Genomic DNA, 16247 nt, shown 5'->3' with positions numbered 1-16247 from the left:
CCGTTCGGGCGGACCGGGGCAGGCTGGTTCACCATGAGCACTGTGAACACCATGCGAGCCATCAGTCAGGACGCCCTCGGCGGGCCTGAGGTCCTCAAGGAAGTGGAGCTGCCGCGTCCCGAGCCGCGCGCGAACGAGGTACTGGTCCGGGTGCGGGCCGCCGGGGTCAACCCCACCGACTGGAAGCACCGGGCCACCGGCGGCTTCCTCGGTCAGCCGCCCTTCGTGCTGGGCTGGGACGTGTCGGGCGTGGTCGAGGCCGTCGGGATCGGCGTCGCCCGGTTCAAGCCCGGCGACGAGGTCTTCGGCATGCTGTCGTACCCGTACGGCCATGGTTCGCACGCCGAGTACGTCACGGCACCGGCCCGGACGTTCGCGCACAAGCCGGCCTCGATCGACCATGTCGAGGCGGGCGCGCTGCCGCTGGTCTCCCTGACCGCCTGGCAGGCGCTGGTGGAGTACGCCGACGTCCGGCCGGGACAGCGGGTGCTGATCCATGCCGCGGCGGGCGGGGTCGGGCATGTGGCCGTGCAGATCGCCAAGGCGCGGGGCGCGTATGTGATCGGCACCGCGAGCGCGGGCAAGCACGAGTTCCTGCGCGGGCTCGGTGTGGACGAGGCGATCGACTACCGGGAGACGGACTTCACGGAGGCCGTCAAGGACGTCGACGTCGTGCTCGACACGATCGGCGGCGACACGTCCGTCCGCTCGCTGCACGTGCTGCGCCCGGGCGGGCTCGTGGTCTCGATCCTGCCGGCCGGATCGCCGGAGTTCTTCGAGGAGGCCGAGCGGCTCGGCGTCCGGTCGCTGCGCATGCTGGTCGACGCCTCCCATTCCGGGATGAAGGCGATCGCGGAGCTGGTGGAGGCGGGGAAGCTGCGCCCCGCGATCGCCGGCACCTTCCCGTCGGCCGAGGCCGCCGAGGCACACAGGCTCGGCGACACCGGCCGGACCACGGGAAAGCTGGTCCTGACGATGGACTGACCGGGGTACCCGGCTACCGGGCTACCGGGCTACCGGGCTACCGGGCTACCGGGCTACCGGGCTACCGGGGTCAGAACGTCAGCACGGGCTTGATGGCCTTGCCCGCGCCCATGTCCCGCACCGCCTGGTCGATCTCCGCGAACGGATAGGTGCTGATCAGGCGGTCCAGCGGGAGCCGGCCCGCCTTCACCAGGTCGACCAGGGCGGGGATGAAGGACTGTGTCTCGGCGTCGCCCAGGGTGAGCCCGACGATCCGCTTGCCGCCGAGCAGCCCGTTGACGTCGAGGGCGACCTCGGTGCCGAACGGCGGGGCGCCGACGACGACCAGGGTGCCGCGCGCCCCGAGCGCGTCGACGCCCTGGCGGAGCACGGTGACATTGCCGGTGGTCTCCACGATGCCGTCCGCGCCCTTCCCCCCGGTGATCACGGCGAGGGTCTCCGCGAGGTCCTCCTCACTCGCGTCGACGGTGTGGGTGGCACCCAACTCCCTTGCCAGGGAGAGACGTTCGCCGACGCGGTCGACGGCGACGATCGTGGTGGCGGAGGTGAGGGCGGCGGCCATCACGGCGGACAGGCCGACCGCCCCGGCGCCGAGGACCACGATCGTGCTGCCCGTGACCGGCTTCAGCACGTTCCACACGGCGCCGACACCGGTCTGTACGCCGCAGCCCAGCGGGGCGATCGACTCCAGCGGTACGTCGGGGTCGACCTTGACGAGGCTGCGCTCGTCGACCAGGGCCTTCTCCGCGAAGGAGGACTGGCCGAAGAAGTGGCCGCCCAGCGCCTCGCCGTCCCGGCTGACGGTGCTGCTGCCGTCGGCCCGGCGACCGCCGATGAGGTTCAGCGGCAGCCAGGTCGCGCAGTACGCCGGGTGGCCGCCGTCGCAGTTGCCGCACGCGCCGCAGGACGTGAACGACAGCACGACGTGGTCGCCGGGCTCGACGCCGGTGACGGCCGAGCCGACGGCCTCGACGACACCGGCGCCTTCATGGCCGAGGACGCCGGGCAGCGGGAAGGGCAGTCCACCGCTCGCCACGCCGAGGTCGGTGTGACACAGACCGGTGGCGACCATGCGGACGACGGCCTCGTGCGGCCCGGGCTCGTCCAGTTGGACGTCGGCGAGGGTGAACGGTGCTCCGCCGGACTCGACGACAGCGGCGCGGGTGGTGATGGGCATCGCGGGAACTCCCTTTGATCTCAAGTACGTTCGGACGAAGTCAGTCCAGCGAGACGACGACGGACTTGGTCCTGGTGTAGGAGGCGAGGGCCTCGGGACCGTACTCACGGCCGAAGCCGGAGTCCTTGACACCGCCGAAGGGGACCGCGGGGTCGAGCATCGCCCAGTCGTTGACCCAGACGATGCCCGCCTGGAGCCGGTCGGCGATCCGGTGGGCACGGGCGAGGTTGGACGTCTGGACGCCCGAAGCCAGGCCGTACGGCGTGGAGTTGGCGAGCCGGATCGCCTCGTCCTCGGAGTCGAAGGGCTGCACGGTGAGGACCGGGCCGAAGATCTCCTCCTGGATCACCCGGGAGTCGTTGGGCAGGTCGGCGATGACCGTGGGCTTGTAGTAGTAGCCGCCGTCGAGGTCGAGGCGCTCTCCGCCGCAGACGATGCGGGCGCCCTCCTTGCGGGCCAGCTCGACGTACTCCTCGACCTTCTTGAGGTGCTTCTCCCCCGCCATCGGACCGATGACGGTCTCCGGCTGCCGCGGGTCACCGAGCGGGACGCCGGGCACCGCCTGCTCCAGGATGCCCAGCAGGGTCGCGTAGACCGAGCGGGCCACCAGCAGGCGCGGGCCGCCCATGCAGAACTGGCCGGAGTTGAAGACGAAGCCCTTGATGATCGCGCCGACGGCCTTCTCCAGGTCGGCGTCCTCGAAGACGACGTGGGCCGCGTTGCCGCCCAGCTCCATGGTGACCGGCTTGAGGGCCTCACCGGCGACGCTCGCGGCATGCCGGCCGACCGCCGTGGAGCCGGTGAAGGCGATCTTGTCGACGCCGCTGTGCCGCAGCAGTGCCTCACCGGCTACCGGGCCCGCTCCGGTGACGACGTTGACCACCCCGTCGGGGACGCCCGCCTGCTGGAACAGCCTGGCCATGTAGAGGGCGCTGAGCGGGGTCTCGTCGGCGGGCTTGTGCACGACCGTGTTGCCCGCGGCGAGCGCCGGCGCGATCTTCGAACCGGCCAGGATCAGCGGGAAGTTGAAGGGCGTGATCGCGGCGACCACACCGAGCGGCTCGCGCCGGGTGTAGGCGAGGGCGTTCATGGGGGTGTCGCGGTTGGCCCCGTGCAGGGTGTGGGCGAGAGCGGCGAAGTGCTCGTAGTCGTTGGCCGCGTTGGTCACGTCGACGGCGTGCGCCAGCGTGATCGGCTTGCCGACGTCCAGGCTCTCCAGCCGGGCGATGTCCTCCGCGTTCTCACGGATCAGCTCCGCGACCCGGTGCAGGATGCGACCGCGTTCCCGGCCGCTCAGGCCGGACCAGGAGCCGTCGTCGAAGGCCTCCCGTGCGGCACGTACGGCCGCGTCCACGTCGGCGGCGCCCGCCTCCGCGACGGTGGTGACGACCGCGCCCCGGGACGGGTCGACCACCTCGGTGCGCGCTCCGTCGGCGGCTTCGCGCCACTGTCCCCCGATGAACAGCCGCCCGGGTTCGATCTCGAAGGTGGTCATCACCGCTCCTCAGCTCCATCGCCAAGACTTCAACAAACAGGATTCCTGTTGGTCCGCAGTCTCTTTACAGACAGGATTCCTGTCAATGCTCTAGGCTGAACTCATGCTCGACACCCAGGCGACCAAGGCGGCTCCGTCACTGCTCTACATGGTCAAACAAGTGGAACTCGTGGTCCGCTCCCATCTGGACGACCTGGTCAAGCCGTCCGGAATCACCGCTCTTCAGTACACCGCCCTGACGGTCCTGGAGCGACACGACGGGCTGTCGGCGGCACAGCTGGCCCGGGACTCGTTCGTCACCGCCCAGTCCATCGCCGATCTCGTACGGTCACTGGAGAACCGCGCGCTGGTGCGCCGGGAGCGGAATCCGCGCAATCGCCGGGAGCTGCTGATCCTGCTGACCGACGCCGGCCGCGAGCTGCTGGCTCGGCACGAGGGGCCGGTGCGGGAGCTGGAGGAGCGGATGGTCCGCGATCTCACGGCGCACCAGACCGAGCAGTTCCGCCAGGCGTTGTCCCGGGCCTGGCACGCGTTGTCGTGAGGCTCTGTCGCAATTCACAGACATATGTCAATCGAACATGCTCAAATTCACTCCATCGAGGGTAACTTGCAGTGCGGGGCAAGGATTTGCGCTCACTGGGGACCCGGAGACACGGCTGCGCTCGTACGCTCGCTGCACGATGTCACCCCGGCCCCCGGTGACCTGCGAACCCACCGCTTGAGGAGCTGGTTGGAGGCGATGTCGTCGTGCAGCAGGAACCTGCACCCCTCAGTCGGCATCTGCGTATCCACCAGGACCGGGGACACACGGTGCTGGAGTTCCGCGGCGAGATCGACATCGCGGCGGCGCTGGAGATCCTCCCGTACCTGGACCGGGTGACCGGGCGCGACGGCTCCCGGATCGTGATCGACCTCGGACAGGTCGAGTTCTTCGACTGCTCGGGGCTGCGCCTGCTCTACCGCGCCCGCGCCCGGGTCCTCGACCACGACGGCCGGTTACACCTGGTCTGCGCCCATCCCCTCACCCTGCGCATCATGCGGGTCACCGGCCTGCACCGGCTGCTGCCCCCGCACGCGACGCTGGACGCGGCCCTGGGACAGTCCGAGGCCACGTCCGGCTCGTTGTGAAGCGGTGAAGCTGTGAAGGTGTGAAGGTGCCTACTTGAGGATCTTGGTGACCTGACCGGCCCCCACGGTCCGCCCGCCCTCACGGATGGCGAACTTCAGCCCCTCCTCCATGGCGATCGGCTGGATCAGCTCCACGAGCATCGTCGTGTTGTCGCCCGGCATGACCATCTCGGTGCCCTTGGGCAGGGTCACCACACCGGTGACGTCGGTCGTGCGGAAGTAGAACTGCGGGCGGTAGTTGTCGAAGAACGGTGTGTGCCGGCCGCCCTCGTCCTTGGACAGGATGTACGCCCGCGCCTCGAAGTCCTTGTGCGGGGTGACCGTCCCCGGCTGGATCACGACCTGTCCGCGCTCGACGTCCTCCCGTTTGATGCCGCGCAGCAGCAGTCCCACGTTCTCCCCCGCCCGGCCCTCGTCGAGGAGCTTGCGGAACATCTCGATGCCGGTGACGGTGGTCCTCGTCTTCTGCTCGTGGATGCCGATGATCTCGACCTCCTTGTTGACGTGCAGGACCCCGCGCTCGATCCGGCCGGTGACGACAGTGCCACGCCCGGTGATCGTGAAGACGTCCTCGATCGGCATCAGGAACGGCTTGTCCACATCACGCTGCGGCTCCGGGACCGCGGTGTCGACCGCGTCCAGCAGATCGAGCACCGACCGGCTCCACTCCTCGTCGCCCTCCAGCGCCTTCAGCGCGGACACCTGGATCACGGGCACGTCGTCACCGGGGAACTCGTACTCCGTCAGCAGTTCCCGCACCTCCAGCTCGACGAGTTCCAGGATCTCCTCGTCGTCCACCATGTCCGTCTTGTTGAGGGCCACGACGATGTACGGCACCCCCACCTGCCGGGCGAGCAGGACGTGCTCCTTGGTCTGCGGCATCGGCCCGTCGGTGGCCGCGACGACCAGGATCGCGCCGTCCATCTGGGCCGCGCCGGTGATCATGTTCTTGATGTAGTCGGCGTGCCCCGGGCAGTCGACGTGCGCGTAGTGCCGACGCTCGGTCTGGTACTCGACATGGGCGATCGAGATGGTGATGCCGCGCTGCCGTTCCTCGGGCGCCTTGTCGATCTGGTCGAAGGGTGTGAACGGGTTCAGGTCGGGATACCTGTCGTGCAGCACCTTCGTGATGGCCGCGGTGAGCGTGGTCTTGCCGTGGTCGATGTGCCCGATGGTGCCGATGTTCACATGCGGCTTGGTCCGCTCGAACTTCGCCTTCGCCACTGGGGCCTCCAGGTCACCTGAGTGATGCCGGGTGTCACCCGGCTACCCCTCCATGTCTATTCGCTCCGTGGCGCGTCGAACAGGGCACTGACGGACTCGCCGTTGTGAATGCGCCGCACCGCCTCGGCGAGCGCGGGCGCGATCGACAGGATCCGCAACTTGTCCGTGCGCTCCTCCTCGGGCACCGGCACGGTGTTGGTGCAGACGATCTCCAGAACGTCCGGCTGCTCCCCGATCCGCTTGAGCGCACCGGCCGCGAACAGGCCGTGCGTACAGGCGACCCGGATCGAGCGCGGCTTCAACTCACGCAGCCGGTCCAGGAGTTCGAGGACGGTGCTGCCCTTGGCGATCTCGTCGTCCAGCACGATGACGTCCCGGTCGGTGACCTCGCCGATGACATCGCTGATGCTGACCCGGTCGTCGGCGTACCGCTGCTTGGCGCCGGCCGCCACCTGGGCCCCGATCAGCCGGGCGAAGGCGGCGGCCTCCTTTGCGTTGCCGAGGTCCGGGGAGACCACGGTGGTCCGGGACAGGTCGTACTGCTGGAAGTGCGCGGCCAGTTCGCGCAGCGCGTGCAGATGGTCGACCGGCACCGAGAAGAAACCGTGCACCTGCGGCGAGTGCAGCGTCATCGCGAGGACGCGGCCGGCGCCGGCCGACACCATCAGGTCGGCGACGAGCCGGCCGCCCAGCGAGATACGGGGGGCGTCCTTCTTGTCGGAGCGGGCGTAGGAGTAGTGCGGCATGACGACGCTGATCCGCCGGGCCGAGGCCCCGCGTGCCGCGTCGCACATCAGCAGCAGCTCGACGAGGTGCTCCTGGACGGGCTTGACCAGCGGCTGGACGAGGAAGACGTCCCGTTCCCGGCAGTTGGCCTGGAGCTGTACCTCCAGACAGTCGTTGGCGAACCGGCTGACCCGGGTGGGGCTCAGGGGCACACCGAGGTGTGCGCAGACCTCCGCCGCCAGCTCGGGGTGGGCACTACCGCTGAACACGGCGATGTCTCGCACGATCCGCTCCTAGCGTGATCACTTCGGGCTGCCGGGCCTCATGCTACTGACCGGGACATTCGCCCGCGGCCACGCACCCGGCACCCGCCATGACGGCGACGCCCACGTCGATACGGGTGACACCCGAACGGACGACGGCGCCATGCCGAGGCCCAGAACGCGCTGGAGGTCTCGCACGCGGCCTTTCCGGTCACCAAGAAACGGGCAGATGCAGTGGGCTGCGCGTCATCTGACCCAGCCGCCACTCGATCGTCTCCGATGTGAACTCGGCCCGTAGTCCCGGGAAGCGGGCGGCGAGGTGGTGCAGGGCGAGTTCGAGTTCGAGACGGGCGAGCCACGCGCCGAGGCAGTGGTGGGGTCCGGCGCCGAAGGTGATGCTCGGCGAGGTCAGGGGTGCGGACAGATCGGGCGGGCCCGGCGGGAAGACGTCGGGGTCGCGGCCCGCGGAGTTGGTCTGGAGCGCGACCACACCACCCGCGGGGATCAGCACCCCGCCGACCTCGACGTCCTCGACCGCGCGCCGGATCAGTCCTGGCAGCACCTTGCCCTCGCTGAGCGGGACCGTGCGCAGCAGCTGTTCGGCCGCGACCGCCGCGGACTCCTCGTCGCGGGCGAGCAGGGGCCAGCCGTCCCGTCCGTCGGTGAGGAGGTACACGACGGCGTTGCCGAGCGAGGTCATGGTGGTCTCGTGTCCGGCCACGACCAGCCCGCAGACCAGGGTGATCAACCGCCGTTCCGCGATGCCCAGTTCGTCACCGGCCGCCACGAGACCGCTCACCAGGTCGTCGCCGGGTTCCTTGCGCCGCTCGTCGATCAGCCCGGCGGCGAACAGGCCGAACTCCGTCATCGCCTCGACCACCTCACCCGCCCGGTGCGCGCCGCCGGACAGGGCGTGGTCGGCCCAGTGCCGGATCCGCTCGCGGTCCACGTGGTCCAGGCCCATCAGCCGGCAGATCACCGACACGGGCAGCGGCCGGGTGAACCCCTCGACGATGTCGGCCGGTTGTGGCCGTGCGGCGAAGTCGTCGAGGAGCGAGGCGACCACCGAGGACACCCAGGGCCGCCAGCGGGCGACGGCCCGCGGGGTGAACGCCCGCTGGACGGTGCCGCGCAGCAGTTGGTGGGCGGGGCCGTCCTGGTTGAGCAGACCTCCCGGGTCGTCCAGCAGGTTGGGGACGACGAGCAGCGGCGGGGCGTTTGGGGCGTGCAGGGAACTCCGGTCGAAACGGGGGTCCATGAGCACCTGACGCACCTCGGCGTACCGGGTCACGAGCCACACCGGGGTGCCGGTCGCGAGGGTGCCGGGCCGGGGCGGACCGTGCTCGGGGAGGCTGATGCGGTGCATGGGACAGAGCGGCCGGGATGTGCTGTCTGGACTCATCCGGGTCTCCAGAAGCGCCGGTTCGGAAGGCTTTCCACGCTAGTGCGCCGTCCGTGCCTCCGTCAGCGGTGGCAATCGGCCAACGCTCCGGTCTGACAAGGGTTTTGGAGGGCATTCGAAGAGCAGGAAGGAGGGCCGTCGCATGACGACTCCCATCAGGCGCGTGTCCAAGCGCATGCCCGGCTGGGCGAAGTTGGTGAGCGCCGTCGTACTGGTGCTCGTCGTGTTCTTCGCCGGCATCCGGCTGAGCCTGCTCCCCGGCCTCAAGGACCTGTTCGGCACGGAGACCAACGACCGCTCGGGGCCCGCGCTGCTCCAGTCCATCCAGGACCTCAGCCGCTATGACGCCGCCTCCGGCAATTTCCAGGTCGTCGTGGACCTGGAGAAGGACGCCAAGTACCTGCCCGACGCGATCCGCGGCAGCCGCACCCTGTACGTGGGGGCGGGCACCGTCGACGCGTATGTCGACCTCGGCAAGGTGGCCAAGGACGACGTGACGGTCAACGAGGACCGCACGTCCGCCACGCTGCACCTGCCGCACGCGCAGCTCGGCAAGCCCGCCCTGGACGCCGACCGCTCCTACGCGGTGTCCAAGCAGCGGGGTCTCCTCGACCGGCTGGGCGACCTGTTCTCGGACAACCCGAACGGTGAACAGGCCGTGCAGAAGCTCGCGGTGAAGCACATCGGCGACGCGGCCAAGGAGAGCGGGCTGACCAAGCGCGCCGAGACCAACACCAGCGACATGCTCGAAGGCCTGCTGCACTCCCTCGGCTTCAAGGAGGTGACCGTGTCGTTCGGCACCTGACCGTCCCGTCCGCGAACCGGCCCCGGACCCGGCTTCGTCCACGGCGTGGACCACACGTCGGCGAAGCCGGGTACCGCACCCGCATTGTCGGCTCGATCGCGGGTAATCGGCTTACGACGCAGGGAAGTTGAAGACTGGAGGACCGCATGGCCCGTACAGCCTTTCGTCCGCGATCCGCGCTCCGCCTGCGCACCGGCAAGGCGGCGGCGACCGAACCCGGGACCACAAGGACGAAGACCGCCAGGACGAAGACCGCGACGACGAAGACCGCCCGGACGAAGACGGCCAGGGCCGAGACCGCCCCGAAGCAGCGGCGCAGCCCCCTGGCCTTCATGCGCCGACTGGTGGGGATGGTGGCCGCGTTCGCGTTCATGGTGGCGTTCGCCGTCGTGCTGGCCCGGCTCACCCTGGAGCCCTCGCCCGCGTCGGAGGCGCTGACCCACACCAATCTGCACCCGGGCCGCTCGCTGCGGGCCTATCTCGATCAGCCGGAACTGCGGGACGCCGCCAAACAGGTCGGCGGCAACCTGCTGCTCGGCGTCCCGTTCGGCGTCCTGGTCCCCGTGCTCGCCCCGCGGACCCGGGGTGTCCTGCGTGTGCTCCTGCTGACGGCTGTCGTGATGCTGCTGGTGGAGTTCGCCCAGGGCGCGATGATCACCGGGCGGGCCTTCGACATCGACGACGTCATCCTCAACACCACCGGGGCCCTGATCGGCTACGTCCTGCTGGGGCGGCGGCTGAGCCGGGCGGTGCACCGCTGACGTCAGCGGACGGACAGCTGGACGATGGCCGCCGTACCCACCACGACGATGAGTCCGCGCAGGACCGCCGGGTGGAGCCGGCGGCCCGCCGCCGCTCCGGCCTGCCCGCCCACGGCGGAACCGACCGCGAGCAGGGCGACGGCCGTCCAGTCGAAGTCGGCGACGACGAGGAAGAAGAGCGCGGCGACGGTGTTGACGACGGCGACGAGGACGTTCTTGACGGCGTTGAGGCGCTGGAGGCCGTCGTCGAGGCGCAGGCCCATGAGCGAGACGTAGATGATCCCCTGGGCGGCGGAGAAGTAGCCGCCGTAGACGCTGGCCAGTGTCAGTCCGACGATCAGCGGCGGGCCGCCGTCGGCGGGCGCGGTGCGGCCTTCGCGGGTACGGCGGTCCCGCAGCCGTCGGCCGATCAGGGGCTGGAGGACGACCAGCACCAGTGCGAGGCCCACCAGGGCCGGCACGATCCGTTCGAACGCCGAGGCGGGCAGGGCGAGCAGGAGCGTGGCTCCCGTCAGGCCGCCCACCAGGGCGCCGACGCTCCACGTGAGGATGCGCCGGCGCTGGCCCGCGAGTTCCCGCCGGTATCCGATGGCCGCGCTGATCGAACCGGGGATCAGGCCGAGCGCGTTGGAGACCGCTGCCGTGACCGGCGGCAGACCGACCGCGAGCAGCACCGGAAAGCTGATCAGCGTCCCGGACCCGACGGCGGCGTTGACGGCACCGGCACCGAGGCCCGCGGCCAGGACGGCGAGCAGCTCTCCGAGATCTTCCATGAGGGGAGCTTAGGAACCGAACGCTTCGGCGAGGACCGAAACGTCCCGCGCACCCTCGACGGGCCCCGGTCCTAGTGCCGGGTCCAGGTGAACTTGTCTCCGCCCACCCAGCGCACCACGTCCGGGTCGTCCAGGTCGTGGACCGTGATGCCCCACGCGGCGGCGGCCGCCAGGACATCGGTGACGGCTTTCGCCTCACCGACCACCTCTCCGTCGATCTCCACGATCCGGAACGGCGGCGTACCGGGCTGCACCCCGAGCACCAGGATTCGTGGATTCGAGATGTACGGGCTCGCGATTTCGGTCATGCAATAGAGCGTAGAACGCATTCCGCAAGAGGGACATGAGAGGGCAAAGGCATCCCTGTGTCCGCCGTGCGGTCCCCGTACGGCTGGGGAACCCTGGAGGAGGAGGTGGCGATGGACCCCGTCGAGGCACTGGACCGGATCGCCTTCCTGCTGGAGCGGTCCCTGGCGCCGACGTACCGCGTGCGCGCCTTCCGTACGGCCGCCCGGGTGCTGGCGGCGCTGCCCGAGGAAGAGGTGCGCGAGCGAGCGGCGGCCGGGACCCTGGAGTCGCTCAAGGGGGTCGGACCGAAGACGGCGAACGTGGTGCGTGAGGCGCTCGCCGGAGAGGTGCCGGGCTATCTGGAGAAGCTCCGGGGCGAGACACCCACCGTGCCGGCCGTGCGGGGCGGACAGCGGCTGCGGGCGCTGCTGCGGGGCGACTGCCATGTCCACTCCGACTGGTCCGACGGCGGCAGCCCCATCGAGCTCATGGGCCGGACGGCGGCGGAGCTCGGGCACGAGTGGGCGGTGCTGACCGACCACTCCCCGCGGCTGACCGTGGCCCGCGGCCTGTCCCCCGAGCGGCTGCGCGAGCAGCTGGACGTGGTGGCGGAGCTCAACGCGACCTGGGCGCCCTTCCGGCTGCTCACCGGCATCGAGTGCGACATCCTCGACGACGGCTCCCTCGACCAGGAGGAGGAGCTCCTGCGGCGGCTCGACGTCGTGGTCGTCTCCGTGCACTCCAAGCTGCGCATGGACGCCCGCTCGATGACCCGACGCATGGTCGCCGCCGTACGCGATCCGCACGCGGACGTCCTCGGCCACTGCACCGGACGGCTGGTCACCGGGAAAGGACGGCCGGAGTCGGAGTTCGACGCCGACGAGGTGTTCGCCGCGTGCGCCGAGTCGGGCACCGCCGTGGAGATCAACAGCCGGCCCGAGCGGCTCGACCCGCCCCGGCGGCTGCTGCGGCGGGCCGTGGCGGCGGGCGTGCTGTTCTCCGTCGACACCGACGCGCACGCGCCGGGCCAGCTGGACTGGCAGATCTTCGGCTGCGCGCGGGCAGAGGAGTGCGGGGTGCCCGACGAGCGTGTGATCACCACATGGCCCCGGGAGAAACTGCTGGCCTGGACCCGGACACATGGGCGGTGACGCAGCTCACGCCATAACGCGACAGACCGGGGAACACCTATGGGTGGTTGTCCGTTGAACGACACGTGGGTGTGGATGGGACAGTGTCCCCGGGCCTCACCTTTTGCCCACAGGGACGATCGTTCGGCTGAAGCCCTGTGGAGCCTTTCGCCGAGAGGCGACCGCCATCCGCGCCCACGCCTTGACCGCCCCGACCGTGATTCCCCCGTCCGGTCGGGGCTTCCTCTTGCGCCGACCCCGCCCCGGAGGGTTCCGCTTGACTTCGAGCGCACTCCAATTCGTAGCGTTCCCGGCATGAGCACTGCACAGCACAAGATCGGATCGGGCTTCGACGCCCACAGCACCGCCGCCGACGTCCTCGCGGGCCTGGACCTCACCGGCAGGCTCGCGGTCGTCACCGGCGGCTACTCGGGGCTCGGTCTGGAGACCACCCGGGCGCTCACCGAGGCGGGCGCCCGGGTCGTCGTACCGGCCCGCCGTCCCACGGTCGCCCGGGAGGCGCTGGCGGGCATCGACGGCGTCGAGGTGGACGAGCTGGACCTCGGCGACCTGGACAGCGTGCGCGGCTTCGCCGAGCGGTTCCTCGCCTCCGACCGCCGTATCGACTTCATGATCGACAACGCCGGGATCATGGCCTGCCCCGAGACCCGGGTCGGCCCCGGCTGGGAGGCGCAGTTCGCCACCAACCACCTCGGCCACTTCGCGCTGGTCAACCGGCTGTGGCCGGCGATCGGGAGCGGCGGCGCCCGGGTGGTGTCGGTGTCCTCGCGGGGCCATCACTTCTCCGGGATGCGCTGGGACGACGTCCACTGGCAGCACGGCGACTACGACAAGTGGCCGGCGTACGGCCAGGCCAAGACCGCGAACGTCCTGTTCGCCGTCCACCTGGACCGGCTCGGCCAGGAGCACGGCGTCCGCGCCTTCTCGCTGCACCCCGGCGGCATCATGACTCCTCTTCAGCGGCATCTGCCCAAGGAGGAGATGATCGCGAGCGGCTGGATCGACGAGGACGGCAACCCGATCCCGCAGGTCGGCTTCAAGACCCCCCAGGAGGGTGCGGCCACCCAGGTCTGGGCCGCGACCTCGCCCCAGTTGGACGGACTCGGCGGTGTGTACCTGGAGGACTGCGACATCGCCGAGCCCGCCCCGGCCGACGGCGAGCGCAGCGGCGTCAAGGACTGGGCGATCGACCCGGAGCAGGCGGCCCGCCTCTGGGAGCTGTCGGCGGAACTGACCGGCGTGAACGCGTTCCGCACCTGAGCCGAGCGCTAGCCGACCCGGCAGTAGACGCCCTGCTCGCTGCGTCCGGCGCGGCCGGCGAGTGCCGCCAGATCGCCCACGATCCCGTGGGCGATCTCCGGCTCGAAGACCTCGCCGTCCCGCGCGCGCCACTCCACCCATGAGCGGGCGACGTCACGGAGCCGGGACTCCTCGGCCGCGGCGAGAGCTGCGCACAGCCGCGGCGAGAGCGCGAACACCAGGCACTCGTCCTCGTCCCGGTCGGCGACCGTACGGGGTTCCCCGGCGTCCACGAGGTCCTCGAACGTGGTGCCGACCAGGAGGCACTCCCACTCGACCACGGCCTCCTCGACGTCGAAGTTGCCGACGGAGAGCGGCTCGTGGGCGGGGCCCGGCCGGGCCCGCAGCGCCGTGGCGGCCGACGTGTCGTCCGGCGCCACGAAGAAGTCGATGACGGTGCTCACCGTCAGTCGTCCCCCTCCCCCGCGGCCGCGGGATCGACGTCCTCGCCGACGGTGTACGTCTCCTTGACCTTCACGTCGGAGACCCCGCGGCCCTCCGGGAAGACCGCTCGCCAGTCCCCGATGACGTGCAACTCGTCGGTGCCCATGGCGCGGACGACCATGAGGCCCTCCTCGTGGGCCTTGTAGGCCTTCGTCCAGAGGTTGGCGAAGGCCTGGGAGCGGATGAGGTGCATCCAGTCGGGGCGGTAGAGCTCACGGTTGTAGTTCGACTCGCCCATGGTGGAGACGAACTTGGAGTACATCGCCTTCACGTACTCCAGCGTCACGTCGTCGTCCTCGGCGATCGCCCGGTCCCGGGCGTCCTTCAGAGCGACGCGGAACTTCTCCAGAAGGCTCTCGGTCGCTCCCGAGGTGAACGACTCGTGGATCTCCGGCGGGTCGCACAGGCCGTACTTGGGACCCGACAGGCGCAGCAGCAGGCGCAGCGTCGGTTCGGTGACCCAGAGGGGGCCGGGCTCGTCACGGTTGCCGATCGGGTTGGGCAGGTGGGCGTCGTGGTCCCACTCGGAGGGGGTGATGAGATGGACGCCGGCCCGCCGGCGGTCGTGGTCGAAGCCGGTGGAGTGTTCCAACTGACCGATCGGCAGATGGGTCTTGAGCGCCGACAGGTAGGCGCCGTTGATGTCGAGGGCGGTCACCTCGTGGGCGCCGGACGGGAGTTCGGTCCGCGCCCACTTGGGACGGGCCTCCCAGATCCGGTCGGCACCGCGGGCGGACTGCTTGCGCAGGATGTCCGGGATCCAGGGGTGCGCGACGACGTCGTAGCGACCGCCCTTGCGGGTCTCGTCCAGCAGCGCCATGGCGTCCGGGATGGCCCGCTTGACCAGGGCCGCGGTCGCGGCCTCCAGATCGCCGCTGTGCTTCTCCAGAGCGGCGGCCACCGCGGCACCGATCAGGTCGGGCTCCTGCGAGGCGGTCTGCATACGGCGTCCGACGGGGACGACACGGACCGGCTTGTGGCGCCCTGCCGGGGCCGGTTCCGCACGCCGGGGAGGAGCGACCGGGGACGCCACCGGCTCCGGCTCTGCGGGCGCGGGCGTACCGCAGTCGGCGGGGTCCAAGTGCTGGGGGAAGCCCGCGACCTGGTGCTGGGCGGGCATGCCGCACAGGACGCACGGCTGGGGGGCCGACAGGGCCTCGACCTCGTCCGACTCACCCGTGTCGCCGGTCCCGTCCGGGGACTCGTCGGAGTCGTCGGTGTCGGTCTCCGGCTCTACGACGGGTTCGGCGGCCGTCTCTTCGGTCCGCGCCGCGAGTTTGGCCTGTGCCCCCTCCAGGAAGTAGGCGTACTTCTCGCGCACGTCCCCGCCCGGGTCCCGCCCGGCTTCCCAGCCGCCGACGGTGGAGGGGCTCACGCCGAGCGCCTGGGCCACCTGGGCGCGGGAGAGGTTGAGCCCCTCGCGCAGCTCGCGTCGCACCTCGGCCGGGGGCAGCGGCACCTCCTCGCGGGCGGCCGCGAGGAGTGCGTCGATCGCCTCGAAGTCCGTCATCGGGTCACCGCCGTCGGTCCTCCGGTACGGCGCCGCCGCACGGGCAGCGTCTCGCAGGCCCGGGTCGGCCCGGCGAGCAGATCGAGCACGTCGATGCCGAAGTGCGCGGCTAGCGCGTCGCAGTCGGCCAGGCTCCAGGCGGCGCTGCCGGACTGACGGCGGCTCACCTGTGCCTGACTCACCCCGAGCGCGACGGCGACCTCCGCCTGCGACTCACCCGTCGCGTGCATCAACGCGGCGACCGAAGACCTCACACGTTCTCCCAAGGACAGTCCCACCCGGCAACCCTACCCGGCCCCATGCGTCAGCCGTATGAACCATGCCGAGAACGCAAGACGCACTGGGCCCCTCCGCCGCTCGGGTGCGGGTGCGGCGGCGCGCCCACAGGGTCAGCCGGTGGGCTCGTCCGGTATCGGCGCTTCAGGGTGGAAGCCCGCCTGGCGGGGTGCGCACCGGCGGCCGGTGCCCGCCTCGTCGGTGTCGGGGACGTCGGTGCGGGGTTCTTCCTTGTCGGCGGCCATGGGGGCCTCCCTCCGCCCTTCGCCGGGGCCGGGCGACTCGCGGGTGCCTCCGGTCCCACCGGCGAGCCCTCAATGCGGAGCGCGTTCCTCCAGGGCGGTGCGCCAGGCCGGGTGGGGGCGCTGGTGGCGGGGACGCGTGCGCGCGGCGACGCCCGCCGGGGGGGGGCGGGCGTAGCCGACCGCCGCCAGTTCCGCCCAGGCCGCGTCCAGGAGGTCGGCCTCCAGCGCCGCTCCGCGCCGCCGTGTGGTCTCGCCGGGCATCCGCACACTCCCCTTTAGGAGACCTTGCGTCTCTT

18 protein-coding genes and 1 pseudogene are annotated in these 16247 nt (G+C 70.8%); 7 read left to right on the top strand and 12 right to left on the bottom strand.

Annotation, left to right across the window (positions count from 1 at the left end; all coding sequences use genetic code 11):
• Window positions 1-33 precede the first annotated feature (33 nt).
• Window positions 34-984, top strand: coding sequence for an NADP-dependent oxidoreductase (locus HLK59_RS20085; protein ID WP_171142858.1), 951 nt, complete (start codon window positions 34-36; stop codon window positions 982-984).
• 70 nt (window positions 985-1054) lie between these two features.
• Here the strand turns inward: HLK59_RS20085 and HLK59_RS20080 are convergent, their stop codons facing one another.
• Complete coding sequence (locus HLK59_RS20080) at window positions 1055-2161, bottom strand: NAD(P)-dependent alcohol dehydrogenase (RefSeq protein WP_171142857.1); 1107 nt, start codon at window positions 2159-2161, stop codon at window positions 1055-1057.
• Between the two features lie 40 nt (window positions 2162-2201).
• Window positions 2202-3656 (bottom strand): aldehyde dehydrogenase family protein, encoded by a 1455-nt coding sequence (locus HLK59_RS20075; protein WP_171142856.1) that lies wholly within the window; start codon window positions 3654-3656, stop codon window positions 2202-2204.
• 103 nt (window positions 3657-3759) lie between these two features.
• Between HLK59_RS20075 and HLK59_RS20070 the strand changes: the two genes are divergently transcribed.
• Entirely contained in the window at window positions 3760-4197 is a 438-nt protein-coding gene (locus HLK59_RS20070; protein ID WP_171142855.1) for a MarR family transcriptional regulator, read from the top strand.
• Window positions 4198-4403: 206 nt separating this feature from the next.
• Window positions 4404-4784: an anti-sigma factor antagonist gene (locus HLK59_RS20065; protein WP_171142854.1), complete on the top strand. Its 381-nt coding sequence runs from the start codon at window positions 4404-4406 to the stop codon at window positions 4782-4784.
• 30 nt (window positions 4785-4814) lie between these two features.
• Here the strand turns inward: HLK59_RS20065 and tuf are convergent, their stop codons facing one another.
• The 3 genes from tuf to HLK59_RS20050 form a co-directional block, all read right to left on the bottom strand.
• Window positions 4815-6008 (bottom strand): elongation factor Tu, encoded by a 1194-nt coding sequence (gene tuf, locus HLK59_RS20060; protein WP_171142853.1) that lies wholly within the window; start codon window positions 6006-6008, stop codon window positions 4815-4817.
• A 56-nt stretch (window positions 6009-6064) separates the two neighbouring features.
• Entirely contained in the window at window positions 6065-7018 is a 954-nt protein-coding gene (locus HLK59_RS20055; protein ID WP_171142852.1) for a ribose-phosphate pyrophosphokinase, read from the bottom strand.
• A gap of 190 nt (window positions 7019-7208) precedes the next feature.
• A complete protein-coding gene (locus HLK59_RS20050) occupies window positions 7209-8399 on the bottom strand; it encodes a cytochrome P450 (protein WP_171142851.1) in 1191 nt (396 codons plus the stop codon).
• Between the two features lie 142 nt (window positions 8400-8541).
• Here HLK59_RS20050 and HLK59_RS20045 point away from each other — a divergent pair, with 142 nt between their 5' ends.
• Both HLK59_RS20045 and HLK59_RS20040 read left to right on the top strand, forming a co-directional pair.
• Complete coding sequence (locus HLK59_RS20045) at window positions 8542-9204, top strand: DUF4230 domain-containing protein (RefSeq protein WP_171142850.1); 663 nt, start codon at window positions 8542-8544, stop codon at window positions 9202-9204.
• Window positions 9205-9350: 146 nt separating this feature from the next.
• On the top strand, window positions 9351-9965 hold the full coding sequence (locus HLK59_RS20040) for a VanZ family protein (protein WP_240982529.1): 615 nt from the start codon (window positions 9351-9353) through the stop codon (window positions 9963-9965).
• A 2-nt stretch (window positions 9966-9967) separates the two neighbouring features.
• Here the strand turns inward: HLK59_RS20040 and HLK59_RS20035 are convergent, their stop codons facing one another.
• Both HLK59_RS20035 and HLK59_RS20030 read right to left on the bottom strand, forming a co-directional pair.
• Window positions 9968-10738 (bottom strand): sulfite exporter TauE/SafE family protein, encoded by a 771-nt coding sequence (locus HLK59_RS20035; RefSeq protein WP_171142849.1) that lies wholly within the window; start codon window positions 10736-10738, stop codon window positions 9968-9970.
• Between the two features lie 71 nt (window positions 10739-10809).
• On the bottom strand, window positions 10810-11046 hold the full coding sequence (locus tag HLK59_RS20030; RefSeq protein ID WP_171142848.1) for a hypothetical protein: 237 nt from the start codon (window positions 11044-11046) through the stop codon (window positions 10810-10812).
• Window positions 11047-11157: 111 nt separating this feature from the next.
• On the opposite strand from HLK59_RS20030, the gene HLK59_RS20025 reads away from it, so the two are divergent.
• Together HLK59_RS20025 and HLK59_RS20020 are read left to right on the top strand one after the other, a co-directional pair.
• Entirely contained in the window at window positions 11158-12177 is a 1020-nt protein-coding gene (locus HLK59_RS20025; RefSeq protein WP_171142889.1) for a PHP domain-containing protein, read from the top strand.
• Between the two features lie 294 nt (window positions 12178-12471).
• The gene (locus tag HLK59_RS20020) at window positions 12472-13437 is read left to right on the top strand and encodes an SDR family NAD(P)-dependent oxidoreductase (RefSeq protein WP_171142847.1); all 966 of its coding nucleotides are present in this window, start codon (window positions 12472-12474) and stop codon (window positions 13435-13437) included.
• A gap of 8 nt (window positions 13438-13445) precedes the next feature.
• On the opposite strand, the gene HLK59_RS20015 is transcribed toward HLK59_RS20020, so the two are convergent.
• The 5 genes and pseudogenes from HLK59_RS20015 to HLK59_RS20000 all read right to left on the bottom strand — a co-directional run.
• Window positions 13446-13880: a hypothetical protein gene (locus tag HLK59_RS20015; RefSeq protein ID WP_171142846.1), complete on the bottom strand. Its 435-nt coding sequence runs from the start codon at window positions 13878-13880 to the stop codon at window positions 13446-13448.
• A 2-nt stretch (window positions 13881-13882) separates the two neighbouring features.
• Window positions 13883-15430, bottom strand: a complete 1548-nt coding sequence (locus HLK59_RS20010; protein ID WP_171142845.1) for a helix-turn-helix domain-containing protein — start codon at window positions 15428-15430, stop codon at window positions 13883-13885.
• Window positions 15427-15708, bottom strand: a complete 282-nt coding sequence (locus tag HLK59_RS20005) for a helix-turn-helix transcriptional regulator (RefSeq protein WP_171142844.1) — start codon at window positions 15706-15708, stop codon at window positions 15427-15429. The genes HLK59_RS20010 and HLK59_RS20005 overlap by 4 nt, the downstream gene beginning before the upstream one ends.
• A 111-nt stretch (window positions 15709-15819) precedes the next feature.
• Complete coding sequence (locus HLK59_RS52015; protein WP_277349503.1) at window positions 15820-15951, bottom strand: hypothetical protein; 132 nt, start codon at window positions 15949-15951, stop codon at window positions 15820-15822.
• Window positions 15952-16116: 165 nt separating this feature from the next.
• A pseudogene (locus HLK59_RS20000) lies at window positions 16117-16212 on the bottom strand (TetR family transcriptional regulator); the annotation flags it as partial.
• Window positions 16213-16247: the final 35 nt, after the last annotated feature.

Origin of the sequence: Streptomyces sp. S3(2020) (assembly GCF_013044505.1) — a bacterium.
In the GTDB taxonomy this organism is placed as follows: Bacteria; Actinomycetota; Actinomycetes; order Streptomycetales; family Streptomycetaceae; genus Streptomyces.
The sequence above is the reverse complement of the archived record's forward strand: the minus strand, read 5'-3'. Positions and strand labels throughout refer to the sequence as shown.

Bases quoted from the DNA above. Each gene is read 5' to 3' on its own strand.
- HLK59_RS20085 (WP_171142858.1), top strand. From the start codon at position 34: ATGAGCACTGTGAACACCATGCGAGCCATCAGTCAGGACGCCCTCGGC.
- HLK59_RS20080 (WP_171142857.1), bottom strand. From the start codon at position 2,161: ATGCCCATCACCACCCGCGCCGCTGTCGTCGAGTCCGGCGGAGCACCG.
- HLK59_RS20075 (WP_171142856.1), bottom strand. From the start codon at position 3,656: ATGACCACCTTCGAGATCGAACCCGGGCGGCTGTTCATCGGGGGACAG.
- HLK59_RS20070 (WP_171142855.1), top strand. From the start codon at position 3,760: ATGCTCGACACCCAGGCGACCAAGGCGGCTCCGTCACTGCTCTACATG.
- HLK59_RS20050 (WP_171142851.1), bottom strand. From the start codon at position 8,399: ATGAGTCCAGACAGCACATCCCGGCCGCTCTGTCCCATGCACCGCATC.
- HLK59_RS20045 (WP_171142850.1), top strand. From the start codon at position 8,542: ATGACGACTCCCATCAGGCGCGTGTCCAAGCGCATGCCCGGCTGGGCG.
- HLK59_RS20040 (WP_240982529.1), top strand. From the start codon at position 9,351: ATGGCCCGTACAGCCTTTCGTCCGCGATCCGCGCTCCGCCTGCGCACC.
- HLK59_RS20035 (WP_171142849.1), bottom strand. From the start codon at position 10,738: ATGGAAGATCTCGGAGAGCTGCTCGCCGTCCTGGCCGCGGGCCTCGGT.
- HLK59_RS20030 (WP_171142848.1), bottom strand. From the start codon at position 11,046: ATGACCGAAATCGCGAGCCCGTACATCTCGAATCCACGAATCCTGGTG.
- HLK59_RS20025 (WP_171142889.1), top strand. From the start codon at position 11,158: ATGGACCCCGTCGAGGCACTGGACCGGATCGCCTTCCTGCTGGAGCGG.
- HLK59_RS20020 (WP_171142847.1), top strand. From the start codon at position 12,472: ATGAGCACTGCACAGCACAAGATCGGATCGGGCTTCGACGCCCACAGC.
- HLK59_RS20010 (WP_171142845.1), bottom strand. From the start codon at position 15,430: ATGACGGACTTCGAGGCGATCGACGCACTCCTCGCGGCCGCCCGCGAG.
- HLK59_RS52015 (WP_277349503.1), bottom strand. From the start codon at position 15,951: ATGGCCGCCGACAAGGAAGAACCCCGCACCGACGTCCCCGACACCGAC.